19 protein-coding genes are annotated in these 25284 nt (G+C 67.1%); 6 read left to right on the forward strand and 13 right to left on the reverse strand.

What is annotated here, in order from left to right; translation table 11 throughout:
• Positions 1-2: 2 nt before the first annotated feature.
• The 8 genes from J4G32_RS16350 to J4G32_RS16385 form a co-directional block, all read right to left on the reverse strand.
• Positions 3-827, reverse strand: a complete 825-nt coding sequence (locus tag J4G32_RS16350; RefSeq protein ID WP_210496556.1) for an ABC transporter permease — start codon at positions 825-827, stop codon at positions 3-5.
• Positions 824-1660 (reverse strand): ABC transporter permease, encoded by an 837-nt coding sequence (locus J4G32_RS16355; protein ID WP_210496558.1) that lies wholly within the window; start codon positions 1658-1660, stop codon positions 824-826. The genes J4G32_RS16350 and J4G32_RS16355 overlap by 4 nt, the downstream gene beginning before the upstream one ends.
• Positions 1657-2787: an ABC transporter ATP-binding protein gene (locus J4G32_RS16360; RefSeq protein WP_210496560.1), complete on the reverse strand. Its 1131-nt coding sequence runs from the start codon at positions 2785-2787 to the stop codon at positions 1657-1659. The genes J4G32_RS16355 and J4G32_RS16360 overlap by 4 nt, the downstream gene beginning before the upstream one ends.
• A gap of 198 nt (positions 2788-2985) precedes the next feature.
• Positions 2986-3990: a YeiH family protein gene (locus J4G32_RS16365; protein WP_210496562.1), complete on the reverse strand. Its 1005-nt coding sequence runs from the start codon at positions 3988-3990 to the stop codon at positions 2986-2988.
• 101 nt (positions 3991-4091) lie between these two features.
• Entirely contained in the window at positions 4092-4682 is a 591-nt protein-coding gene (locus J4G32_RS16370) for a histidine phosphatase family protein (RefSeq protein ID WP_210496563.1), read from the reverse strand.
• A gap of 36 nt (positions 4683-4718) precedes the next feature.
• Positions 4719-5255, reverse strand: coding sequence for an RNA 2',3'-cyclic phosphodiesterase (thpR, locus tag J4G32_RS16375; protein WP_210496566.1), 537 nt, complete (start codon positions 5253-5255; stop codon positions 4719-4721).
• An 84-nt stretch (positions 5256-5339) separates the two neighbouring features.
• On the reverse strand, positions 5340-6383 hold the full coding sequence (locus J4G32_RS16380; RefSeq protein ID WP_210496568.1) for an aldo/keto reductase: 1044 nt from the start codon (positions 6381-6383) through the stop codon (positions 5340-5342).
• 165 nt (positions 6384-6548) lie between these two features.
• Entirely contained in the window at positions 6549-7211 is a 663-nt protein-coding gene (locus J4G32_RS16385; protein ID WP_210496577.1) for an arylesterase, read from the reverse strand.
• Positions 7212-7302: 91 nt separating this feature from the next.
• Here J4G32_RS16385 and J4G32_RS16390 point away from each other — a divergent pair, with 91 nt between their 5' ends.
• The 4 genes from J4G32_RS16390 to J4G32_RS16405 all read left to right on the forward strand — a co-directional run bounded on the left by J4G32_RS16390 (position 7303) and on the right by J4G32_RS16405 (position 12243).
• Positions 7303-7995, forward strand: a complete 693-nt coding sequence (locus tag J4G32_RS16390; protein WP_210496579.1) for an ABC transporter ATP-binding protein — start codon at positions 7303-7305, stop codon at positions 7993-7995.
• Between the two features lie 9 nt (positions 7996-8004).
• Positions 8005-10590 carry an ABC transporter permease gene (locus J4G32_RS16395; protein WP_210496580.1) on the forward strand — a complete coding sequence of 862 codons (2586 nt, stop codon included), beginning with the start codon at positions 8005-8007 and terminating at the stop codon, positions 10588-10590.
• A gap of 215 nt (positions 10591-10805) precedes the next feature.
• The gene (locus tag J4G32_RS16400; RefSeq protein ID WP_210496581.1) at positions 10806-11588 is read left to right on the forward strand and encodes a Bax inhibitor-1/YccA family protein; all 783 of its coding nucleotides are present in this window, start codon (positions 10806-10808) and stop codon (positions 11586-11588) included.
• Between the two features lie 106 nt (positions 11589-11694).
• The gene (locus J4G32_RS16405) at positions 11695-12243 is read left to right on the forward strand and encodes a GNAT family N-acetyltransferase (RefSeq protein WP_210496582.1); all 549 of its coding nucleotides are present in this window, start codon (positions 11695-11697) and stop codon (positions 12241-12243) included.
• A gap of 26 nt (positions 12244-12269) precedes the next feature.
• On the opposite strand, the gene J4G32_RS16410 is transcribed toward J4G32_RS16405, so the two are convergent.
• Entirely contained in the window at positions 12270-12665 is a 396-nt protein-coding gene (locus tag J4G32_RS16410) for a DUF2794 domain-containing protein (protein ID WP_210496583.1), read from the reverse strand.
• 465 nt (positions 12666-13130) lie between these two features.
• On the opposite strand from J4G32_RS16410, the gene J4G32_RS16415 reads away from it, so the two are divergent.
• Together J4G32_RS16415 and J4G32_RS16420 are read left to right on the forward strand one after the other, a co-directional pair.
• Positions 13131-17972: an NAD-glutamate dehydrogenase gene (locus J4G32_RS16415; protein ID WP_210496584.1), complete on the forward strand. Its 4842-nt coding sequence runs from the start codon at positions 13131-13133 to the stop codon at positions 17970-17972.
• A 132-nt stretch (positions 17973-18104) separates the two neighbouring features.
• A complete protein-coding gene (locus J4G32_RS16420; protein ID WP_246505173.1) occupies positions 18105-19445 on the forward strand; it encodes an MFS transporter in 1341 nt (446 codons plus the stop codon).
• 8 nt (positions 19446-19453) lie between these two features.
• Here the strand turns inward: J4G32_RS16420 and purH are convergent, their stop codons facing one another.
• The 4 genes from purH to htpX form a co-directional block, all read right to left on the reverse strand.
• A complete protein-coding gene (purH, locus tag J4G32_RS16425) occupies positions 19454-21046 on the reverse strand; it encodes a bifunctional phosphoribosylaminoimidazolecarboxamide formyltransferase/IMP cyclohydrolase (RefSeq protein ID WP_210496585.1) in 1593 nt (530 codons plus the stop codon).
• An 89-nt stretch (positions 21047-21135) separates the two neighbouring features.
• Positions 21136-22896 carry a heparinase II/III family protein gene (locus J4G32_RS16430; protein WP_210496586.1) on the reverse strand — a complete coding sequence of 587 codons (1761 nt, stop codon included), beginning with the start codon at positions 22894-22896 and terminating at the stop codon, positions 21136-21138.
• Between the two features lie 94 nt (positions 22897-22990).
• On the reverse strand, positions 22991-24313 hold the full coding sequence (locus J4G32_RS16435) for an RsmB/NOP family class I SAM-dependent RNA methyltransferase (protein ID WP_246505122.1): 1323 nt from the start codon (positions 24311-24313) through the stop codon (positions 22991-22993).
• On the reverse strand, positions 24310-25230 hold the full coding sequence (htpX, locus tag J4G32_RS16440) for a zinc metalloprotease HtpX (protein ID WP_210496628.1): 921 nt from the start codon (positions 25228-25230) through the stop codon (positions 24310-24312). Before htpX ends, J4G32_RS16435 begins: the two co-directional genes overlap by 4 nt.
• Positions 25231-25284: the final 54 nt, after the last annotated feature.

A 25284-nucleotide genomic window follows, 5' to 3' on the forward strand; every position in this document is an offset into this window, starting at 1 on the left:
TCCTATTCGCTGACCGGCAGGGTGGATTTCGCCCGGATCTGCAACCACGACGCGGTGAGAAACAGCGACACCGAGATTCCCACGGCCAGCACGGACACGGCCGCGATGGTGGGCTCGATGGAGTTGCGCATGCTCTCCCACATCCGCAGCGGCAGGGTGACCTGCGTGGGTCCTGCGATGAACAGCGCGACGATGAGCTCGTCGAACGAGCTGATGAAGGCGAACAGCGCGCCGGCCGCGATACCCGGCTTGATGATCGGCAGGGTGATCAGCCGAAAAGCCGTGAACGCATCGGCGCCAAGATTGGCCGCCGCCTGTTCGAGCCTGCGGTCGAAGCCATAGAGCGAGGCCGACACGTTGACCACGACGAAGGGCACCGCTAGCGCCGTGTGGGCCACTGCGATGGCTAATGTCGAGCCGACCAGCTGCAGGCGCGCATAGAAGAAATACACCGCGATGGCCACGATGATGCCGGGGATGATCAGCGGCGAGAGGATGAACCCGATCAGGATTTTCTGCCCGGGAAACTTGCCGCGCACGAGACCGTAGGCCCCGGCGGTGCCCAGCAGCGTGGAAAACACCGTCGCCAGGCACGCGATCCAGATGCTGAGCCAGGCCGAGTTCAGCCAGTCGGCGCGGGAGAACAGCCGCTCATACCATTGCAGGCTCCAGCCGGGAGGCGGAAAGCTCAGGAAGCTGCCGGCCGAGAACGACACCGGCACGATGATGAGAACGGGAAAGATCAGGAAGGCCGAGACGAACAGCGCGACCAGGCCCAGGCCCCAGCGGCTGGCGCGTCCCGACAGGACGATGGGGCGCGCGCTCATCGGACGCCTCCCAGCAGCTTGTCGACGCTGACCACGCGGCTGACGGCGAACAGGGCGACGAGCGTCGCCACAAGCAGAATGCCCGCGAGCGCCGCCGCATAATCCCAGCGGTAGAGGTCGACCTCCTGGGCGATCAGCATCGAGATCGTCATGTCCGACGGTCCGCCGAGGAGCGCCGGCGTCACGTAGAAGCCCAGCGCCAGCACGAAGACGAGCACGCAGCCGGCGACGATTCCCGGCATCGACAGCGGCAAGATCACATGCCGGAACGTCGCGAACGCATTGGCGCCGAGATTTTCAGCCGCCGCCACGAGACGCCCGTCGATGGCCTTCAGCGAGCTGAAGATCGGCAGCACCATGAAGGGCAGCAGCACGTGGATCATGCCGATATAGACGGCGAAATTGGTGTTCAGCAGGCGGATCGGCTGATCGATCACGCCGAGCCAGATCAGCACGCCGTTGATGAGGCCCTGCCGCCCCAGCAGCACCATCCACGCATAGGAGCGGATGAGGATGCTCGTCCAGAACGGCACCATGACGATCGCCAGAAACACGCTGGCGGTGAAGGGCTTGGCCGTGGCGATGAAGAAGGCCAGCGGGTAGGCCAGCACCAGGGTGGCGAGCGTCGTGCCGACGGCAATCTTCAACGTATTCCAGAAGATCGTCCGGGCGATGTCCGACGAGACAGCCTCCAGAAGCGGCGCGAAATCCGTCTGCGTTCCGGCCGAACGGGCGAGCATCAGGATGACGGGGATGAGATAGAACACCGCCAGGAACGCGATGAGCGGCACCACCAGCCATTCCGGCCGACGCAGGAAGTGCGCCGCGCTCATGAGATCGACACGCCGTGCGCGAAGACGCGCATCGCCTCACCGGGCCAGCGCAGATGCACGGTCTCGCCGGTGGCGTGGCGGTGCGGTGTTGCGGCGATCTGCTGCTTGACCGACAGCGTCGCCCCGTCGGGCAGGCGCAGGGTATAGCGGCGGTGGTCCCCCACATAGGTGGTGTCGACCACCTGCGCGGCCGACCAGGCGCCAGCGCCATCCGGTGCTGCCGCCACATGGATGTGCTCGGGCCGCACCGAGACCTTCACGGTTGCCCCCGCGACGCCGTTGCGCGCCGGAACGGGGACGCCGTCGCCGCCGAGCGACAGGATCGCCACCCCGTCGCCGGTGGACGCGATGGTGGCGTCCAACATGTTCGATTCCCCAAGGAAACCCGCCACGAATGCATCGAGTGGGCGCTCGTACAGGTCCTCAGGCGAGCCGACCTGCCGGATCTTGCCCTGATGCATGACGCAGATCCGGTCGGACATGGTCATGGCCTCGTCCTGGTCGTGCGTGACGTACACGACCGTCACGCCGAGATCGCGCTGGATGCGCTTGATCTCGGTCTGGAGATGGCTGCGCAGATATTTGTCGAGCGCGCTGAGCGGCTCGTCCATCAACAGGACCGGGGGCTCGAAGACGATGGCGCGGGCCAGCGCCACGCGCTGCTGCTGGCCGCCCGACAACTGGCGTGGATAGCGGTCGCCGAGCGGGCCGAGATCGACGATGTCGAGGACGCGCTTGACCTGGGCCGCCTGCTCGGCGGCGCTCTTCTTGCGCATGCGCAACGGGAAGGCGACATTCTCGAACACGGTCATGTGCGGAAACAGGGCGTAGCTCTGGAAGACCATGCCGATGTTGCGCTGGGCCGGCGGGATCGACGTGACCGGACGCTCGCCGACGAAGATGCTGCCGGTGGTGGGGGTCTCGAAGCCCGCCAGCATCATCAGCGTCGTCGTCTTGCCGGATCCGGAGGGTCCCAGCAGCGTCAGAAATTCACCAGCCGCGATGTCGAGATCGACACCGCTCACCGCGAGCGCGCCGCCGTAGGATTTCGAAATTCCGGCAAACCGCACGGGCGCGCCGAGCGCGGTCCGGGCAGGTTTGCTCTTGCGGTGGTCCAGCACGCTCACGTGGTCTCCATTTCCGATCCTGAAGCCCGGACAACCCCGTCGCCCTCCGACGGGCGCGATGTCTCGGCGATATCCTTGCGGAAAGGATACCGGTCGCAGGGGAGAGATCAATAAAAATATGGGATCATGGATGAATCATATATGATCTGGCCTCTGGAAGAGGCTCGGCCGATCGTCAGCGGCTGTCGTGACGGCCGATCACACGATCCCGAGAAGCCTGATCAGCATCAGGCTGATGGTCAACAACACCAGCAGCGACAACGTGACCGCGAGGGTGACGCGCCCGCCGACCCGGGCCAGGACCTTGAGGTCGACGCCGAGCCCGAGCGCCGCCATGGCAACGATGGTCAGGATCGTGGCAACCGGCAGGATGGCCCCGAGGATCACATCCGGAATGACCCCGAGGGACCGAAGCGCGGACAGGATCAGGAAACCGACGATGAACCACGGCACGAGGCGGCCGAAGGACATATCGCGGGCGGAACGTCCCATCACGAGCGAGAGGCCGAGAACCACTGGGCCCAGCATCAGCACGCGGACGAGTTTGACGAGCGTGCCGATCTGCGTGCTCACGAGGCCGACCGGCAGGGTCGCGGCCAGCACCTGGGGAACCGCGTAGACGGTCAACCCCGCCAGCACGCCGTATTGGATGTCGGAGAGCCCGAGCAGCGGGACAAGCAGCGGGAGACCGAGCACGACCGCGACGCCAAGGACCGCCGTGAAGGCGATGGAGGAGGCGACATCGTCGCTTTTCGCGCCGATCACCGGCGCGACCGCCGCGATGGCCGAGTTGCCGCAAATGGAATTGCCGCAGGCGACGAGCACCGCCATGCGCTTGGGCAGGCCGAGGACGCGGCAGAGCCCGTAGCTTGCCCCGATGGCAATCGCCACCACGGCCGCGATGCCGAGGATCAGGGCAGGGCCCGCCTGCATCACCGCCTGGAAGCTGATCGACGCGCCCAGCAGCATGACGGCGACCTCGAGCAGCATCTTGGCCGAAAAGCCGATGCCGCTCGCCCAGCGCCGGCCGGGTGTCCAGGCGGTCCGCACGACGGTCCCCAGCAGAATGGCGAGAACGAGCGCCTCGAGATAGGGCCGTCCGGTCCAGTGCTCTTCCAGATGCTGAAGGCCGACGGCTGCGGCCGCGATGGCGCCGCACAGGGCCACCCCGGGAGCAAGCTCTGCGATCCGCGTGGTGTTCATCGATCCCGCCCTGTGCTGCCGTGGCCTGTCAGGCCATCGGCACCCCTGCTCATCTCACCGGGGCAGGGGCGAGGCAAGCCTCGACGGCGGCAAAACCGCCCTCAGGCGGCAAAACCGTCCTCGATCACGCGCCAGTCGCGCCTCAGCGCCAGCGGTTCGCGGTCGAGCACCAGATAGCACCCCCCGCCGGGATGCGAGGGCCGCGTCTCCTGCCCGATCGGCACGCCCTGCAGATGGGCGGTGAGCAGGCAGCCCACGCCCCCATGGGACACGATAACGACAGGCCCACCGGCCGGTGCCGTGCGGGCAATGTCGCCGACCGCCTTCACTATCCGTGCCTGTGCGTCAGCCGCCCGCTCCCATCCGCGTACGCTCGTGGTGGGCTCGGCGAAGAAAGCCGCCACGACCTCCCAGAATTCCGGCGGCGCGATATACCCGGTCGACGAGCGGTCGTTCTCGCCGAGGCGCGGATCGGTCTCATAATGAAGGCCCAGGGCATCCGCCACGATGGCGGCCCCGTCCATCGCCTTGCGCTCGCTGCTCGCATAGACGGACTCCACGCCGTGTCCCTGCAAGGCTGTCGCGAACGACTTCATGCGGGCCTGCCCCACTGCCGAGAGCGGCCAGTCCGGAACCGGCCTGGCGGGGTCGATGACGACTTCGGGATGAGTCACAAAGATGATGATCGACATGCGATTTTCCGGATGGGGCGAATGGCCGGGCGGTGTTCAGCCGAGCGGGTAGGCGGCCTCGACGATATAAGGGCCTCCGCCGACCGAGTCCGTGGCCGAGTACAGCGCCACCCGCGTGGCCGTGAAGGAATGTTGAGGCAGATCCCCGCGCGTCGCCAGATACTCCGCCACGGCGAGCGGGGACGCGCCGCGCAGGCGCGCCAGCGTCACGTGCGGAGTGAATTTGCGCTCTTCGGGCGCGAGCCCGATGTGGCGCATCAATCGCTCATGCTCGCCGTGCAGGTCGATAAGCCCCGGAGTCGGGGCGATCCGCGCAAAGACCGCGCGCGGTTTCTCCCCGCCGAAGGTGTCGAGCCCATCGACAGCGATGGGGATCTCCGGTCGCGGTCGGGCCTCGCTCAAGGCGGCGTGGACCTCCCGGGCGACCCGGTCATCGATGTCGCCGATGAACCGCAGGGTGATGTGGTAGCAATCCGGGTCGATCCAGCGCGCACCGGGAAGACCGCCGCGACAGGCCGACAGGCCGGTGGCGACGGCGGGGGGAATTTCAATCCCGGTGAACAGACGTGGCATCCGGTTCTCCCGCACGCAGGGACGGCGGATGATGAGCGGGATACGGCCGCGCCCGCAAGGGCGCAGCCGCGAGACGGGGTCAGGTCAGGGGCAGGGGTTGCAATAAGCGAGGTGGATTTCGTTGATCCGCGCCTCGAGCTCGGGCGAGATCGTCACATCGATCGCCGCGATATCGGTCTTCAACTGCTCCATCGAGGTGGCGCCGATGATGTTGGAGGCAACGAAGGGGCGCGTATTGACGAACGCGATCGCCATCTGGGCCGGGTCGAGACCGAATTCGCGCGCAAGCCCGAGATACTTCTCGACGGCAGCTTCCGCTACGGGATTTTCGTAGCGCTGGCCGCGGTCGAACAGGGTGGTGCGCGCGCCGGCGGGCCGGGCGCCCTTGAGATACTTGCCGGTGAGATACCCTTGGGCCAGTGGCGAATAGGCCAGCAGGCCGATCTGCTCGCGCATGCTGATCTCGGCCAGACCCACTTCGTAGGTGCGGTTGAGAAGGTTGTAGGCGTTCTGCACCGACTGCACGCGCGGCAGGCTGCGGATCTCGCTGTGCTTGAGGAACGTCATGGTCCCCCACGCGCTCTCATTCGACAGGCCGAAATTGCGGATCTTGCCGGCCTTCACGAGATCGCCCATCACATGGAGGGTCTCTTCGATGGGGTGGGACTCGGCTTCCTGGTGCCGAAAGATGGTGGGGTTGGAACCCCAGGGCATCGGCCGGTCGGGAAAATGGATCTGGTAGAGATCGAGATAGTCGGTCTGGAGCCGCTTGAGGCTCTTGTCGATGGCTTCCTCGATCTGGGCGCGGGAGAGTTCGGCGGGCGAGCCGTCGTCGCGCAGCCAGTCATTGGGAGTCCGGCCGACGACCTTGGAGGCCAGGATCACCTTGTCGCGGTTGCCACGGGCCTTGAACCAGGTGCCGATGATCTTCTCCGTCGATCCTTGAGTCTCGCGCCGCGGCGGGATCGAATACATCTCCGAGGTGTCGAAGAAATTGATGCCCTGATCGAGGGCGTAATCCATCTGGGCGTGGCCCTCGGATTCGGTGTTCTGCTGGCCCCAGGTCATCGTGCCGAGGCAGATGAGGCTGACGTTCAGGTCGGTGCGGCCAAGGCGGCGATATTCCATCGAAACGGCTCCTCGCAAAGGGCAACGCCCCTGCGCTCCGGCTGGTGCACGATCAGACCGGGCCGATCCGTCTGGCCCGTGATCCTGCGATAAAACAAGTCCCCGGAGCCCGGCCGGACGCGCAGATTCCGGACCGCAGAGCCGAGGCGGCGATGCCGACGGATGTCAGCGTTTGGAAAGGCGTGCGAGAAAGGCCTCGACCGTCGGCAGGATGCGCGCCACGATCACCTCGACCCCCTTCGCCGTCGGGTGCATCCCGTCAGGCAGGTTGAGGCTGGTGACGCCCGCGACTCCGTCCAGGAAAAACGGATAGAGCACAACGTCGTGCTTCTTCGCAATCTCCGGATAGAGGCTGTCGAATTTCTTCGCGTAATCAGCCCCCAGATTGCGGGACGCATACATGCCGGCGAGCAGGACCGGGATGCCGCGCGCCTTCAGCCGCTGCACCACGGCGTCGATGGCCTGGCGGGGCACCGCCGGGTCGAGCCCCCGCAGCATGTCGTTGGCGCCCAGCTCCACGATGACGCCATCGGTGCCGTCGGGCACCGACCAGTCGAGACGGTCGAGCCCGGCCGAGGCGGTGTCGCCGGAGACCCCGGCATTGGCGACCGTGACATTGTGCCCCTTGGCCCTCAAGGCCTTCTCAAGCTGGGCCGGGAACGCTGCCTCCGCCGGCAGTCCGTAGCCCGCGCTGAGACTGTCTCCCAAGGCCACGAGCGCCACCGGCTTTGTCTGCGCGTAGGCCGGAAACAAGTCAGTGGTGCCGGACGCGAGGAGCGCCGCACACGCAAAAATGATCGTCATGACAGGGCCCGATTGGCGCTTCATCGAATGGCTTCCCATATGTTTCGGACTGGGCCGGCGGGATTCTGCCGGACTTCTTTTGTCGAACTGACCACGAAAGATCGGGTGACCGGGCATGCAGGACAAGGCCATCGCGCTGCACGATGTCGATTTGAGCCTCGGACGGGGGGCCGCCCGCGTTCATATTCTCAAGGGTTTGACCCTCGACATCGTTAAGGGCGAGGCGGTGGGCCTCGTCGGACCATCCGGATCGGGCAAATCGACGCTGCTGATGACCATGGCGGGCCTGGAGCGTCCGGACAAAGGCCGCATCGTCGTGGAGGGAACCGATCTCGCGGCCCTCGACGAGGATGCGCTGGCGCGCTTTCGTGGCCGGCGGATTGGCATCGTGTTCCAGTCGTTCCATCTGGTCCCGACCATGACGGCGCTCGAGAACGTCGCGCTTCCCCTCGAGCTTGCCGGCAAGGCCGATGCGTTCGAGCGTGCCGAGGCGGAGCTGCACGCGGTGGGTCTCGGCCACCGGCTTCACCATTATCCCGCCCAGCTCTCGGGCGGTGAGCAGCAGCGTGTGGCCATCGCCCGGGCCATCGTGCCGAACCCGGCGATCCTCGTGGCCGATGAGCCGACCGGCAATCTCGACGAGGCGACCGGCCAGTCCATCATCGACCTGCTGTTCGCTCTCAAGCGCGACCGCGGCGCCACCCTGGTGCTCGTGACCCACGACCTCAATCTCGCCCGGCTCTGCGACCGCATGGTTCGTCTGCGCTCCGGTCGTCTCGAGGTCGATCAGACCTCCGTTCCCGCGTAAGGCGTTTTCATGCACGGCTCGATCGCCACTCCTGCGCCCCGTCCCCGGCGCGTGCCCGCCACGCCCCTGATCGTGCGCCTCGCCTTGCGCGAAATGCGCGGCGGCCTGCGTGGGTTCGGGATTTTTCTCGCCTGCATCGCGCTGGGCGTCGCAGCGATTGCGGGCGTGTCGTCCCTGTCGCGCTCTCTCACCGAGGGGATCGGGCGCGAGGGCCGTCGTATCCTCGGCGGCGACATGGCGTTCTCCCTCCTGCAACGGGAGGCGAGCCCGGCCGAGCGGGCGTTTCTCGACGGCAAGGGCCAGGTCGGCACGGTCGCGGGCCTGCGCGCCATGGCGATCGCCGGCGACAAGGGCTCCGCTTTGGTCGAGGTCAAGGCGGTCGATGGGTCCTATCCGGCGGTGGGCGTCCTCGAGACTGAGCCCCAGCTGCCGCCGGCCGATCTGTTGGCTTTTCGCAATGGCGCCTATGGGGCGGCGGCCGATCCGGTGCTTCTGGCGCGCCTCGACCTCAAGGTCGGCGACCGGGTCAGTGTCGGCGACGCGACCGTCGAATTGCGCGCGGCGCTCACCTCCGAGCCCGACAAGATCGCCAGCGGCATCGGCCTCGGGCCCCGCCTGCTGATGTCTCAGGATGGGCTTGCGGCGACCGGCCTCGTGCAGCCGGGAAGCCTCGTGCGCTGGACCTACCGGGTCCTGCTGCCGCCGGCTCTCGCCACCGACGAGGGCCTCGCCCGGGTCGAGGCCGAGGCCGACCGCGTCCTGCCGGAAGCCGGCTGGAACATCCGCACCCGGGTCAATGCCGACCCGCGATTTGCCAAGAATATCGAGCGTTTCACGCAGTTCCTGACCCTGGTCGGTCTCACGGCCCTGCTCGTCGGCGGCGTCGGCGTCGCCAATGCGGTGCGCGGATTCGTCGATCGCAAGCGCGCCTCGATCGCAACCCTGAAGAGCCTCGGGGCGCCCGGCGGTCAGGTGGTTGCCCTCTACCTGACGCAGGTCATGGCGATTGCCTTTGTGGGCATCGTGATCGGTCTCGCCGTGGGGGCCGCCCTGCCGTTTGCGGTCACGGCCCTGTTCGGACATCTCCTGCCGATTCCCATCGCGCCGACGCTGGCCTGGAGCGAGTTGGGGATCGCGCTTCTTTACGGCCTTCTGACAGCGCTCGCCTTCGCGCTCGCGCCGCTCGGTCGCGCCCACGACATTCCAGTCTCGGGCCTGTTTCGGGACCAGATCGAGCCTGGCCGCGCCTGGCCGCGCGCCCGTTATCTGGTGGCGCTCGCCCTGTCGGTCGGGGCCCTGGTGGGCCTTGCGGTGTTTGCCGCCTACGATCGCCGCATCGCCCTGATGTTCGTCGGCGCGGCGGTTGCCTCTTTCGTGCTGCTGCGGCTGGTGGCGCTCGCCATCATGGCGATTGCCCGCAGGTTGCCGCGCCCGCGCAGCACCGGGCCCCGGCTGGCGCTCGCCAACGTGCACCGGCCGGGGGCGCTGACCCCTTCGCTGGTTCTCTCGCTCGGTCTCGGCATCACCCTGCTGGTCACCCTGGCGGTGATCGATTCCAACCTCACCCGCCAGCTCCAGCAGACATTGCCGGAGAAGGCGCCGAGTTTCTTCTTCCTCGACATCCCCAATGCGCGGGCTGACGACTTCACGGCGTTCCTGAAACAGGCCGCGCCGGACGCCCATGTGGACCGCGTCCCGATGATGCGGGGCCGGCTCGTCACCCTCAAGGGCGTTCCGGTGGCCGAGATCAAGGCCAATGAGGAGGTCTCCTGGGTGCTCGATGGCGATCGTGGGATCACCTACGCGGCGGGCATGCCGGAAGGCTCCAAACTCATCGCCGGCGCGTGGTGGCCCGCGGATTATCGCGGCAAGCCGCTGGTGTCCTTCGAGGCGAAGGTCGCCGAGGGCCTGGGCCTGGCGGTGGGCGACGACATCACGGTCAATGTGCTGGGCCGCAACATCACGGCCACCATCGCCAATCTGCGCCAGGTGGAATGGCGCTCGCTCGGCATCAATTTCGTCATGGTGTTCTCGCCCAATGCCTTCGCGGGCGCGCCCCACACGCATCTCGCCACCGTGGCGTTTCCCGACGGCTCGGATGCGGCGACAGATGCACGCATCCTGCGCGCGGCGGCGCAGAGCTTCCCGATGGTCACCAGCGTGCGGGTGAAGGACGCGCTGGAGGCCGTCAACGACGTGGTGTCGCAACTGGTCATGGCGATCCGGGGCGCGAGCTCGATCGCGCTGGTGGCGAGCCTTCTCGTTCTTGCCGGCGCGCTTGCTGCCGGTCACCGGGCGCGGCTTTATGATGCGGTGGTGCTGAAGACGCTGGGGGCCACGCGGGCCAGACTGCTATCCGCCTATGCGCTGGAATACGGAATCCTCGGGATTGCCAGCGCCGTGTTCGGCCTGCTGGCGGGGACGCTCGCGGCCTTTCTGATCATTACCCAGGTGATGAACCTCACCTTCGCGATGGATCTGTCGGGCGCCTTGTTGGCAGCGGCGCTCGCGGTGATTGTCACCGTTGTTCTGGGACTGGCCGGGACCTGGCGAATCCTGAGTCAAAAGCCGGCGCAATATCTTCGAAGTCTTTGACAACCCACGATATGACCTGCTGACCGCAAGTTGTTCGCCGGGTTGGAACAGTGCAGTCGACAAAAGCCTCACAAAGACTTGAAGCTTGACCTTACCCCTTGCGGAACCTTCCGTGACATCTCATATTCCGGGCGTTGCCATAAACGTGGCAACCGAAGGCTGATGTCTCGGCCTTTTCGAGGGAACACAGCGGGACACCGTGAGAAAGGGCTCCGATGCAACCGTATGAGCAGAATCAATACGCCTCTGGAACCGGCTTTGCCCGGTCCGCGGCGCAGGTCGATCAGGGGCTTCGCGCCTTCATGCTCGGCGTTTACAACAACATGGTCCTTGGCCTTGCGATCTCGGCCATGGTCGCGCTCGGCATCAACATGCTCGCCGTCACCAACGATCCGTCACAGGCTGTGGCCCGAATCGGCGGCGTCGGCCTGACCGAATTCGGTCGCTTGCTGTACGGCACGCCGTTGATGTGGGTGGTGGCGCTCGCGCCGCTGGCCTTCATCTTCATGTTCTCGTTCCGCATGGACAAGATGTCGGCCGCAACCGCGCGCATGACCTTCTTCGCCTTTGCGGCGGTGATGGGCGCCTCGCTCTCGACGCTTCTGATCCGCTACACCGGCGCGAGCGTCGTGCAGGTCTTCTTCATCACGGCGGCGTCCTTCGGCGCGCTGTCGCTGTGGGGCTACACCACCAGCCGCAGCCTGTCGGGCATGGGATCGTTCCTGATCATGGGCGTGGTCGGTCTGATCATCGCCTCGATCGTCAACATCTTCGTGGCCTCGAGCATGTTGCAGTTCGGCATCTCGGTGCTGGGCGTTCTGATCTTCGCAGGCCTCACCGCCTACGATACGCAGAAGCTCAAGGAGATGTACCTGTCGGGCAATTACGATACGGAGACCGCAGCGAAAGTGTCGGTTTTCGGTGCGCTGACCTTGTATCTGGACTTCATCAACATGTTCCAGTTCCTGCTCGCACTGTTCGGCAACCGCAACCAGTAAGCCGAACGACCTGTCGATCTGCCTCAAGCCCCGGCCCGCAACGGCCGGGGCTTTTCGTTTGGCGATGCCTTGCGCGCATGCGCGGCGCGATTTGACGAGCCCTTCCATGAGCCTCAGCCTCAGCCTCAGCCTACGCCCCTCCCTGGAGACGGATCTGCCGGCCATCACGGCGATCTATGCCGATGCGGTCGCGCACGGGAGTGCCTCCTTCGAGCTCGACCCGCCGGATCTCGCCGAGATGACGCGGCGGCGGGCTGCCCTCGTCGAGCGGGATTTTCCCTATCTGGTGGCCGACCGGGAAGGCGAAATTCTCGGCTATGCCTATGCGGGGCCCTATCGGCCCAGAGCCGCCTACCGTTCGACGGTGGAGGATTCGATCTATGTGAGCCCGAATGCCCGGCGTGCGGGAATCGGCCGGCTCCTCCTCGCCGGGCTGATCGAGGCTTGCGAAGCCCGGGATTTCCGCCTCATGGTGGCGGTGATCGGGGACGCACAATCGCATGGCTCGATCGGCCTGCACCGCAGCCTCGGCTTCGAGATGGTCGGGACCCTGCCGGGGATCGGCTACAAGCACGGGCGTTGGCTCTCAACGGTTCTCATGCAACGCCCGCTGGGGCCGGGGGCCTCCGTCGCGCCGACCCGGAGCCTGGCCTGACGGGCGCCTCGGGGACAGGCCGGGATCTAGTTCGACACCACCTTCAAGGGCTTGTCGATCACCCGCAGGACGGCCGTGAGATCGTTCCCCCGCTTGAGAATGAGCCCGCTCGCGACCACCACCGAATAGGCGCCCTGCTTGCGCGCCAGCCGCGGGTCCTTCTCGACCCGGTACAGGGGCACCTCCGAGGTGCGCCGGTAGATGGAGAACACCGCCTTGTCGGCGAGAAAATCGAGCGCGTAGTCGCGCCACTCCCCCTCGGCGACCTTGCGCCCGTAGACGTTCAGGATGGTCTGGAGTTCAGAGCGATCGAACGACACGCGCTTGGGCGTGGCGGGGAACGGCAGCACAGGCGCGGACGACGGGCCCGACCCCTGCAGCGGGCTGCCGCGTCGCGGCTCCGCGATGTCACCTTCGCTCATGCTCTCTCCTGCGAACACTGAACCCCGTAGCCGATGATGGGACCGGCGCGGGCGCGACGCAACCCGTCCAACCCCGGTTCCTCACGGCTTCGTCAACCGCACCGCAATCTTGCCGTAATGGTGCCGTGCGGCAGCCCCTTTGCGGCGCGAGAAATGATCGTTGCCTCGACGGCCCGGCCCATCGTCCTCCCGGACAAGTCAGCCCCCCAGCCCCCCCGGTTGTTTCGGTGGGCCGGGCCACGTTACCAAAGTCGGGGCAATTCCCATTTTCGAGACCTGACATGAAAGCCGCCCGATGGAGACCTCCTCGGCGGCTTTTTTGTATCTGGCGCGACAGGAACTGCCGCCGCGACCGTGTCGCCCAGCGATTTCCGCTCTTCTCGCGTGTTTGCCGCAGGCAAGAGTTGCGCGCCCCCCGGTCCTGTGCCAACGCTCGACGAGGATCGTTTAGCGAGGGTTACGCGCATGGAGCTGGAAACGCCAACCAGCGGTAGCGAGCGCACGGCGCAGGCCGTTGCGGTGCTGGAAACCCGGCACAAGAAAGTCCCTTCCAGTTTCCTGCCCGTGCTGTTTGGCCGGGTGCCGTCGGAGGACCTGGCGCCGTACTCGTCCCAGGCGCTGGCCGACCTGGCGGCGGCTGCCTACGAGCACCTGCAATCGCCGCGGCCGGGCGGCGCGGATATCCGCCTCCTCGATCTGGCTCTGGAACGCGAGGGCCGCAGCCGCGACGTGACGGTCCTCGAAGTCGTCAACGAGAACATGCCGTTCCTGCTGGATTCCACCCTCGCCGAGATCGTCGACGAGGGCTATGAGCCCCTGCTCGTCGCGCACCCCATCCTGGCCGTCGAGCGGGACCAGAAGGGTGCGCTGGTGCATTTCTTCGGCGAGGCACTGAAAGCCTCGCGCCCCGCCGAGCCGGGCGTTCAGCGTGAGAGCTTCATCCATATTCACCTGCCGCGGATCGACGACAGCGAGAAGCGCCAGCATCTCATCGAGGCCATGCGCCGCGTCCATGAGGACGTGGCCGTCGCGGTTCACGATTTCCCCGCCATGCGGGCGCGGGTGGCCGAGACCGTGGAGAGCTATCGCCGCTATCCCCCGCCCTTGCCGGCCGATGAGGTCAGCGAGGCGGTGGCGTTTCTCGACTGGATGGAACGCGACAACTTCACGTTCCTGGGCGTGCGCGAATACCGCCTCTTGTCGGGCGACACCGCGGCCGATCCGGTGGCCGGATCCGGCCTCGGCCTGCTGCGCGATCCGGCCGTCAGCGTGCTGCGGCGCGGCCGCGAACTGGTGGCGATGACGCCGGAGATCCGCGCGTTCCTCGAATTGCCCAAGGCCCTCATCATCACCAAGGCCAACGTGAAGTCGCGCGTCCATCGCCGCGCGCATCTCGATTATGTGGGCGTGAAGCTGTTCGACGGCGCCGGACACCTCGAGGGCGAACTGCGCATCGTCGGCCTCTTCACGGCGAGCGCCTATACCAACACCACCGGCGAAGTGCCCTATCTGCGCCACAAGGTGGAGAAGATCATCGCGCGCGCCGGCTTCGACCCGTCAAGCTATGCGGGCCGCGGCTTGCGCAACGTGCTGGAGAGCTATCCGCGCGACGAGCTGTTCCAGATCGACGATGACACGCTCTACGAATTCGCCCTCGAGATCATGAACCTGTCCGAGCGGCCGCGGGTGCGGGCGCTGGTGCGGGCCGACGAGTTCGACCGGTTCGTGTCCGTGCTCGTCTTCGTGCCGAAGGAGCGCTACGACACCGATGCGCGGCGACGGATCGGTGAATTCCTGGCGGGCATTTTCGGCGGTCGCGTCTCGGCGGCCTACCCGGCCTATCCCGAGGGACCGCTGGCGCGCACCCACTACATCATCGGGCGCGACGAGGGCCAGACGCCGGAGGTCTCGCGCGAAACGCTCGAGAAGGGCATCACCACCATCGTGCGCACCTGGGCCGATTCCCTGCGCGACGCGCTGGACGTCTCGATCGGCGGACCCCGCGCGCGCGCGCTCGCCAAGCGCTACGCCGATGCATTCTCGGCCGCCTATCGCGAGGCGTTCAGCACCGAGGAGGCCATCGTCGATGTGGGCATCCTCGAGCAATTGTCCGAGGCGCGTCCGCGCGCCGTCGACCTGTTCCGGCGCGAAGGCGATGAGGATACGCGAGTCCATCTCAAGCTGTTCTCGCGCGGCTCGTCGCTGCTGTTGTCGGAGCGCGTGCCGCTGCTGGAAAATCTCGGCTTCCGGGTCGTCAACGAGCGCACCTACCGGGTCGCCTCGGCGGGCGTGTCGGGTATGGACCGGGTGTGGCTGCATGACATGACGCTGGAGCGCGCCTCAGGCGGCACCATCGACATCGACGCCACCCAGGTGCTGATCGAGGCGGCCTTGCTGGCGCTTTTCCGGGGCCTCGCCGAATCGGACGCGTTCAACCGTCTCGTGCTCGAGGCGGGCCTTGGCTGGCGCGACGTGGCGATGGTCCGCGCGCTCGGTCGTTACCTGCGCCAGACCCGCATTCCCTATGCGCAGGATTATCTCGCCGAAACCCTGGCGCGCCACAGCGCCATCGCGGTCAAGCTTGTCGAGCTGTTCTATGCCCGTTTCGATCCGCGCATCGAGGATCAGGAAGGCCGCGTCACCGCCGAGACTAACGTCCGGGCGGAGATCGAGGAGCTGTTGCGGCAGGTCACCAGTCTCGACGACGACCGCATTCTGCGCCGCTTCATCAATCTCGTGGAAGCCGCCATCCGCACCAACTACTTCCAGCTCGAGAGCAACGGATTGCCGCGCCAGACCATCGCGTTCAAGTTCGAATGCGCGAAGGTCGACGGGCTCCCCTTGCCGCGGCCCCTCTACGAAATCTTCGTCTACTCGCCGCGTGTCGAGGGTGTGCATATGCGCTTCGGCAAGGTCGCGCGCGGTGGCCTGCGCTGGTCCGACCGGCCGCAGGATTTCCGCACCGAGGTTTTGGGGCTCGTCAAGGCCCAGCAGGTCAAGAACGCCGTGATCGTGCCGGTGGGCGCCAAGGGCGGCTTCGTGCCCAAGCTCCTGCCGCCGCCCGGCGACCGGCAGGCCTGGATCGCCGAGGGCACCGAAAGCTACCGCATCTTCGTGCGCACCCTGTTGCAGATGACCGACAACATCGTCGGCGATCACGTGGTGCCACCGCCCGATACGGTGCGGCATGACGGTGACGACCCCTATCTGGTGGTGGCGGCCGACAAGGGCACGGCGACGTTCTCCGACACCGCCAACGAGCTGTCGAAGGAAAAGGGCCACTGGCTCGGCGACGCCTTCGCGTCCGGCGGCAGCCAGGGCTACGACCACAAGAAGATGGGCATCACGGCGCGTGGCGCCTGGGAGGCGGTGAAGCGCCATTTCCGCGAGATCGACATCGACATCCAGTCCGATCCGGTGACGGTGGCGGGCGTCGGCGACATGTCGGGCGACGTGTTCGGCAACGGCATGCTGCTGTCGCGCAAGCTCAAGCTCGTGGCGGCCTTCGACCACCGCGACATCTTCCTCGACCCGACGCCCGATACGGAAGCCTCCTTCGTCGAGCGCGAACGGCTGTTCGCCCTGCCGCGTTCGAGCTGGCAGGATTACGACAAGGCCCTGATCTCGAAGGGCGGCGGCGTGTTCTCCCGCAGCGCCAAGTCGATCCCCCTGTCGGAGGAAATCCGGGCGGTGCTGGGCTTCGACAAAGCGGAGGCGACGCCCGCGGAGGTTATCGGCGCGATCCTGAGAGCGCCGGTCGGCCTGCTCTGGTTCGGCGGCATCGGCACCTATATCCGGGCCTCCACCGAGAGCGACGAGGAGGTCGGCGACCGCGCCAACGACCCGGTGCGCATCACCGGTGGCGAGATCCGCGCGAAGGTCGTGGGTGAGGGCGCCAATCTCGGGGCGACCCAGCGCGGCCGCATCGAGGCCGCCCGCGCCGGCGTGCGCCTCAACACCGACGCCATCGACAACTCGGCCGGCGTCAACACCTCGGACGTGGAGGTCAACATCAAGATCGGGCTCGCGGTGCCCGAGCGCGACGGTCGCCTCAGCGAAGAGGATCGCAACGCCCTTCTCGTCGACATGACGGACGATGTCGCCAAGCTGGTCCTGCGCAACAATTACCTGCAGCCCCTCGCGCTCTCGCTCTCGGAACGTCGCGGCGTCGGCGATCTGGGTTTTGCCCGCCGGCTCATGCACATGCTGGAGGCCCAGGGTCGGCTCGACCGCAATGTGGAGTTCCTGCCCGACGACGCGACGCTCGCCGAGCGCGCCCGTCGTGGCGAAGCGCTGACAAGGCCCGAACTGGCGGTGCTGCTCGCCTACGCCAAATTGTCCCTGCACGACGAGCTGCTCGACAGCCCGGTGCCGGATGATCCGTATCTGGGCAAGGAACTCGAGCGCTACTTCCCCGAGGCCATGCGCGAGCGCTTCCCGGAAGCAATCGCGGGGCACCGGCTGCGCCGCGAAATCATCGCCACGCAGCTCGCCAACGCCATCATCAACCGGGGCGGCCCGACCATGGTGGCCCGCCTTGTGGACCAGACCGGGGCCGATGGGCCCACGATTGCGGCAGCCTATGCGGCGACCCGCGATTCCTTCGGTCTTGCCGACCTGAATCTCGCCATCGACGCGCTCGACGGGACGGTGCCGGGCGGGGTCCAGCTCGGTCTCTATGCGGACCTTCAGGACCTGCTCATGAGCCGGATCGTCTGGTTCATCCGCAACGTCGATTTCACCAAGCAGTCGCTGGCGGACATCATCGGCGCCTATGCGGACGGCATCGCCGAGGTGGAGCGCGGCCTGCCCCGCACGCTCTCCGAGGATGCCCTCGGGCAGTGGCATACCCGCACCAATGCGTTGGTCGAGCAGGGCGTGCCGGCTGATCTCGCGCGCCGCATCGCGGCCATCCCGGACCTGGTGGCCGCGCCCGACATCGTGCTGACCGCGCAACGCACCGGCAAGCCGGTCGAGGACATCGCCCGCACCCATTTCGCCATCGAGGCGGCCTTCCGTCTCGGCGCGCTCACCAACGCGGCGCGTGAGATTCCAGTCAGCGATTATTTCGACCGTCTCGCGCTAGATCGCGCCGTCGACAGCATCGCGACCGCCCATCGCAATCTCACCGCCGAAGTCTCGGCCACCGATTCGTCCGGCGTCGCCGGGGTCGAAAGGTGGAGCAAGGCGCGCGGGGCGGATGTGGAGCGCATCCGCAGCGCGGTCGACAACATCGTGCTGTCGGGCCTCAACCTGTCGAAGGTCACGGTCGCGGCGAGCCTCCTCGGAGATCTCGCCCGTGCGTGACGGACGATCCCGGGGACAGCCCCCCAGCGCCCCGAAGGAGAGCCGGTGACCGAATCAGAGATGCTGCAAGCGGTGCCGATCGGCGCGACCACGCCGACGCTGGTGAGCGTGGAGGATCATCCGCCCGCCCGCATGGCGTCCCGTCCGGCCATCGCCGGCTGGCTGCTGTTCGACTGGGCGTGCCAGCCGTTCTTCACCCTGGTGACGACCTTCGTGTTCGCCCCCTATTTTGCCGCTTCGCTCGCCCCCGATCCGGTCACCGGCCAGAGCCTGTGGGGGTTTGCCACTGCTGCGGCAGGCCTGTGCCTTGCCTTCCTGTCGCCGGTTCTGGGCGCGGTGGCGGATGCAACGGGGCCGAAGAAACCGTGGATCGCCACCTGCGGTCTCGTGGTGTTCATCTCCTCGTTCGCGCTCTGGTTTGCGGCGCCGGGGCAGGCCTACGCCATTCCCATTGCGCTGGCGGGTTTTGCGGTCGGCACCATCGCGGTGGAGGTCGCTGCGGTGTTCAACAACGCGATGATTCCCCGGCTCGTGCCGCCGCAATATTACGGCAGGCTCTCGGGCACCGGCTGGGCGATCGGCTATTTCGGCGGTCTCGTGTCGCTGGTGATCGTGCTCGGGTTTCTGGCGGCGGACGCCACCACGGGTCGGACCATCGTGGGCTTCCTGCCCCTCTTCGGGCTCGATCCGGCCAGCATGGAGGGCGACCGCGTCACCGGGCCGTTTTCCGCCCTGTGGTTCCTCGTCTTCATCATGCCGCTGTTCCTGTTCACGCCCGACATCGCCCGCTCGGGGCTCAGTCTGCGGGATGCCATCCGCCGCGGTGTGTCGCAGCTCAAGAACACCATCGCGGATGCCCGCCGCCATCACAGCGTCGGCCGGTTCCTGCTGGCCAACATGGTCTATCAGGACGCGCTCGTGGCGTTGTTCGCCTTCGGGGGCATCTATGGGGCAGGGGTCTTCGGCTGGCGCGCCATGGAACTGGGCATCTTCGGCATCATGCTGACCGTGACCGGCACCTTCGGGGCCCTCATCGGCGGCGCGCTCGACGACCGCTTCGGCGCGAAGCCCGTCATCCTGGGCGCCATCAGCGTGCTGGCGCTGGTCAGCCTCGGCATCCTGTCGCTCGGCAACGACCACGTGCTGTTCGTGATCCCGACCGCGCCGCCCGCCGGCGGCCTCTATGACAGCACGCCCGAGCGGCTGTTTCTCGCGCTCGGCCTGTTCATCGGGGCGGTCGCCGGTCCGCTCCAGGCTTCGTCCCGCAGCCTCCTTGCACGGCTCGTGCCGCCCGCGGAAGCCGGGCGCTATTTTGGCCTGCTGGCGCTTTCGGGCAAGGTCACGTCGTTTCTCGCGCCGCTGACGGTGGCGGTTGCCACCAGCCTGTTCCAGACCCAGGCCGCGGGGCCCGCGGTGCTGATCGTGTTCTTCTGCGCCGGTGGCCTTCTGCTTAGCGGCGTCAAGAAGGTCTGACCCGCGCCTCAGTGCCGGAAGTGGCGATGGCCGGTGAACACCATGGCAAGGCCCGCCTCGTTGGCCGCCTTGATGACCTCGTCGTCGCGCATGGAGCCGCCCGGCTGGATCACCGCGGTGGCGCCCGCGTCGGCCGCCGCCAGCAACCCGTCGGCGAAGGGGAAGAACGCATCGGAGGCGACCACCGAGCCCTTCGCGAGGGTTTCGGGCAGACCCGCCGCCTTGGCGGCTTCGGCTGCCTTCCAGGCGGCGATGCGGGAGGAATCGACGCGGCTCATCTGGCCCGCGCCGAAGCCCACGGTGGCGCCGTCCTTCACGTACACGATGGCGTTCGATTTCACATGCTTGGCGACCCGGAACGCGAAGCGCAGATCGGCCAGTTCCCGCTCGGTCGGCGCGCGCGTCGTCACCACCGTCAGGTCCATGTCGTCCACCACCGCATTGTCGCGGCTCTGGGCGAGGAAACCGCCCGCCACCGTGCGCAGGGTCAAGCCGCCCTGGCGTGGGTCCGGCAGGCGTCCGGCGAGCAGCAGGCGCAAGTTCTTCTTGGCCGCCACGATGGCGATGGCCTCATCGGTGGCGTCAGGCGCGATGATCACCTCGGTGAACACTTCGACGATCGCCTTGGCGGCATCCGCATCGAGCGTGCGGTTCATGGCCACGATCCCGCCAAAGGCCGAGACCGGGTCGCAACGCAGGGCCTTGCCATAGGCCTCGCGCAAGGTCGCGCCTTCACCCACGCCGCACGGGTTGGCGTGCTTGACGATAACGATGGCGGCCGACTTCTCGGGCGCGAATTCGGCCACCGCCTCATAGGCGGCATCGGTGTCGTTGATGTTGTTGTAGGAGAGCTGCTTGCCCTGCACCTGCCGGGCGGTCGACACCCCGGGGCGCTGTTCGGGCGTGCGGTAGAAGGCTGCCGTCTGGTGCGGGTTCTCGCCATAGCGCAGCACCTCGGCGATGGCGCCGCCGAGCGCCCGGAAGGGCGGCGTGGGGTCTGCCAGTTCGGCCGCAAACCAGTTGGAGATCGCCGCATCGTAGGCGGCGGTGCGCGCATAGGCTTTCTGGGCAAGGCGGCGCCGCAGGGTGCGGGTCAGCGCGCCGTCATGGGTCGCGAGTTCGTCGAGCACCGCCGCATAATCCTGGCCGTCGACGACGACCGCGACGTCGCCATGGTTCTTGGCCGCCGCACGGATCATCGCCGGACCGCCGATATCGATGTTCTCGATGCAATCGTCATACGGACGGTTGGCCGCAATCGTCGCCTCGAAGGGATAGAGGTTCACGACCAAGAGGTCGATTTGCGCGATGCCGTGGGCCAGCATCGCGGCCTGATGCTCGGGGTTCGCCCGCACGCCGAGGAGCCCGCCATGGACCGCCGGGTGCAGGGTCTTGACCCGCCCGTCCATCATCTCGGGGAACCCGGTGAGGTCGCTCACATCCATCACCGGCAGGCCGGCTTCTGCCAGGGTCTTCTGCGTCCCGCCGGTCGAGACCAGCTCGACGCCCCGTTCGGTCAGCGCGCGCGCGAAGTCCACGAGGCCGGTCTTGTCGGACACGGACAGAAGAGCGCGGGTCACGCGCTTGAGATCGCTCGGCATGGCGGCGGCTCCGTTCGGGGAGGATTTGGAGCGCGCGCGATAGCACGGCAGGCCCCGCATGGAAACCTCGCTGCAAAGCACACCTGCCGCTAGAGCAGCTCCGGTTCCGGCTCGGACGGAAGGGTGGGGTTGAAGCTGCGCGCGAGGCGTTCGAAGCGCCAGCGAACGGAAGGGGTTTCATGAGGCCGCAAGGCGAGCACGATCTGCTCGGTGCGGCGCATGCCGTCCGGCGTGGCGAGGAAAATGCTGTCCTCGACGAAAGCATCCCCGGGGCTTGCCGTGAACTGCCAGGCCTCGCGGTTGGGAAGGACCAGCATCACCACCCGGCCGCCCTGCGCCCGGCTTGCCTTGATGCCCGGCGCCAGATGGAATCGCACGATGGCTTCGCTCGAAGGGTTGGACGAGCCCTCGCCCCAGAACAGATCCTCGCCCTCCAGACGCCCGCCATCCGCCGTGAGTTGCCAGCGCCGCTCGTGGGTCAGGCCAAACCGGCGGACATAGCCATCGTGGCTGGCGTTCAGGGTCTGGACATGATCGCGCTCACCGCGCTCGGCCACCACTTTCTGCGGTCCGCTGACGACGACGGGGCCGATCCGCTCCAGCAGCCAGCGCGCGGCAGACCGGTCGAGCCAATGGCCTTTCATGGCGACAAGCTGGCACGACGACACATCGTTGATGGACGCGGTGGAATGGGCCACCGTCGAGCGCGAGGCCTGCAGGATGGCGTCGTTGGCGATGCGCGGCGTGCCGCAATTCACCACGATGCGCTGCTGGCCGCTTGAGAACTCGAATGACAGACAACCGCCGCCGGCCTCGCTCGACAAGGCTGTCGGCGGGGAAGCGCCCACATCGGCCACCAGCAGGGATCGCCTGGCCTCGATCCGCTCGTAGCCCGAATAGGGCGCGTGATGGATCGGCTGGCTGCGCATGTCGTCGTAGGTGAGAAGCGTCGCCAGATGATCGGCGGCGGTGACGCCCATGCCGTTGAAATGGGACAGGGTGCCGTCCCCATGACGGAACAGCCGCACCATCGGCAGCATCCGGTCGATGGCATGAAGCAGCGCTTCGGGCGTGTCGACCTCGCGGCTGGCGAACATCTGGCGCAGGGGCAGGAGGTCGAATAACAGGTCGACGACGACCCGTGGATTACGGCTGGCATGGCCGCCATCGGCGAGAATCTGTCGGTCGAGTTCCCGCGTCAGCAACCGCGAGGCCCGGCGAAGGGTCTTGTCGAGTCCTTCGCAGCACAGACCCGCATAGCATAGCGCCACCGCGCCCATGAGCTGCTGCTGCGGCAGCGCGCCGGCGCGCAGGTGCCGCTCGAGGTCGCGCACGAGGTGGCCGATGATGCGCAGGAACCGTTGATAAAAGGCGTGGTCGGCGCCCTCGAGAATGAGGGGCGACTGGCTGATGAACGAGATCAGCCGCCGCGCGACGATCTGCGTTTCGTGCGCGGTGAAACGGTCCCCGAGACGGGAGCTGACGAATTCGTCGACGAGCGAGCGGGCATTGGCTTGTGCCAGTGCCGTGCCGGCGGCGCGCAGGTGCCGCAGCCAGCCGAAGCCATAGAGCATTTCAGCCCAGGCGCGGCTCGGCGGCACGAAGCCGAACGGCGAGCGACCGCTCGTGGTGATCGAGCGCCCGGCAAACGCGAAGAAGCCCGAATAGATGTCGGTGGCGATGGTGGGATCGGCAGTGCGCAGATCCTGCGGCGCGAACAAAAGACGGGTCGGGCTCTGCGAGCCCATGAGAACCCGGGACGCGCCCCAGGACAGGCTTTCGCGCATGGCGCGGCCAGTCTCGCGCAGGGCGAGACCATACAACCGCCAGCGGTCCGGCCCCCAATTCACGCGTCGCGCTCCTTTTGTTCTGCCACATTCCGTCGCAGCTTATGAAGCTCTGCTCGCGGTCCGGTTAAGATCGCGTAACCGAACGCCGCTTTTGCTACGATCCGGTGCGGACAAACCGCGCCGCGAAGAATCCATCGACGCCGCCGCGCACCGGCTCCGAGGCTGCCAGATGAAACGGCAAGGTCCGCAGATCGCCCTTCGGCGTCAGGGCCTCGCTCAGGCCGGGGACCTCGGACTCCGCGATGGGCTCCCGCGTGAAATCCGGATGCCGGACGAGAAACGCATCGGCCTGCTGCTCGCCTTCATCCGCCTCGAGGGAGCAGGTGCAATAGACCAGAAGCCCGCCGACCTTGAGGAGGCTCGCCGCCTTGTCGAGCAGGCGGCTCTGCAGCGCGACGAGCTTTCTCAGATCATCCTCGCCCTTCGTCCAGGTCACGTCCGGATGCCGCCGGATGGTGCCGGTGGCCGAGCACGGCGCATCGAGCAGGATGCCATCGAACGGCGCGTCCTCGAGTTTTTCGGCCGCGATGGCGCGGGTCTCGACTGAAAGGCCGAGCCGGGCGAGGTTTTCGGTCAGCCGCACCAGCCGTTTGGCCGACCGGTCGACCGCCACAACCTCGGCTCCGGCAGCGGCGAGCTGGGCTGTCTTGCCGCCGGGCGCGGCGCACAGATCGGCCAGGCGCTGGCCGGGCTGGGGCTTGAGAAGGCGGGCCGGCAGGGCCGCTGCCGCGTCCTGCACCCACCATTCGCCCTCGGCATAGCCGGGCAATTCGCGGATCGGCACGCGCTCGACCAGCCGCACGCTGCCGGTCGGCAGCAGCACGCCGCCGAGCCGTTCGGCCCAGAGGGCGGCGTCACCCTTGACCGACAGGTCGACGGATGCGGGAGCGCGATGGGCCTCGGCGATCTGGCGGGCGACATCCTCGCCGTAATGCGCCACCCAGCGATCCTCGAGCCAATCCGGCGTGTCGAGGAACGCTGCGGGCGACTTGAGAATGGCCTCGCGTTCGCGGGCGACCCGGCGCAGCACGGCGTTGATGAGGCCGCCGGCGAATTTCAGTTTGTAGTCGCCCTGTGCGAGCTGCACGGCCGTATCGACTGCGGCGTGGTCCGGAATATCGAGAAACAGGATCTGGGCCGCGCCGATGGCCAACAGATGCAGCAGGCGTTCATCGCGCTGGCCCTTGTCGAGCCGCTCGCGCAGGGCGTTGCCGATGGTGCCGAGCCGCCGGAAGGTCACGATGGCGATCGCCCGCGCCAAGGCCTCGTCCCGCACGGAAAGGCCGGCGGCCGGCGATAATTCGTCGAGCACGTCGTCGAGCGGCACGCGCCGCTTCAGCGTCTCCGAGACGGCTTCCCAGGCGAGGCGGCGGGGGCCGAGACCCGCCTGCGTGTCCGGCTGCTCCACGGCGCTCAACCCCACGGTCCACGACGGGGGGTGTTCCAGGGTCCGTTCGCGGGCGGCCGGGTGAAGCTCGGCGCGGGCGCAGCCGCGCCCATCTGCTGGGCCAGCGCCTGCAAGGCGGCGATCCGGTTTTCGGTCGCCGGGTGAGTCGAGAAAAGATTGTCCATGCCGCGCCCTGACAGAGGGTTGATGATGAAGAGGGGCGCGGTGGCGGGATGCCGTTCCGCGTCCTCGTTGGGAATGTGGGAGACGCCGCCCGCGATCTTGGCAAGCGCGGAGGCGAGCGCCATGGGGTTGTTGGCGATTTCGGCGCCCATGCGGTCGGCGTCGTATTCGCGCGAGCGGCTGATCGCCATCTGAATGATCATGGCAGCGAGCGGCGCGATGATGGCTGTGAGCAGCATCACGATGGCGTTGGGTCGTTCCCCGCCGCGTCCGCCGAACAGAAAACCGAACTGCGCCAGGGACGCGATGGCGCCCGCAACGGTCGCGCTGACGGTCATGATCAGCGTATCGCGATTCTTGATATGGGCGAGCTCATGGGCCATCACGCCCGCAACCTCGTCCGGCGACAGGACGGAAAGCAGGCCCGTCGTTGCCGCCACAGCAGCATTCTCCGGATTGCGGCCGGTCGCAAAGGCGTTCGGCTGCGGGTTGTCGATGAGATAGACCCGTGGCGGCGGAAGGCCTGCCCGGGCCGCAAGCCCATGCACCATCCTGACCAGATCGGGCGCGGTGCGTTCATCGACCTCAGTGGCGCCATGCGCCGACAGGGCGAGCCGGTCCGAGTTCCAGTACGCGAAGGCGTTGGTGGCGACCGCGAGCCCGAGCGCCAGCAGCATGCCGGTGCCGCCGCCCAGCATGTAGCCGACAACGCCGAACAGGGCGGTCAGCGCCGCCAGCAGCATTCCGGTCTTGACGGTGTTCATCGCGATCTCCACCTCATCCTCGTTGCGGATCCATTCTGGATCCTTGAAATCCTT

This window comes from Microvirga antarctica (assembly GCF_017921815.1).
GTDB lineage: Bacteria > Pseudomonadota > Alphaproteobacteria > Rhizobiales > Beijerinckiaceae > Microvirga > Microvirga antarctica.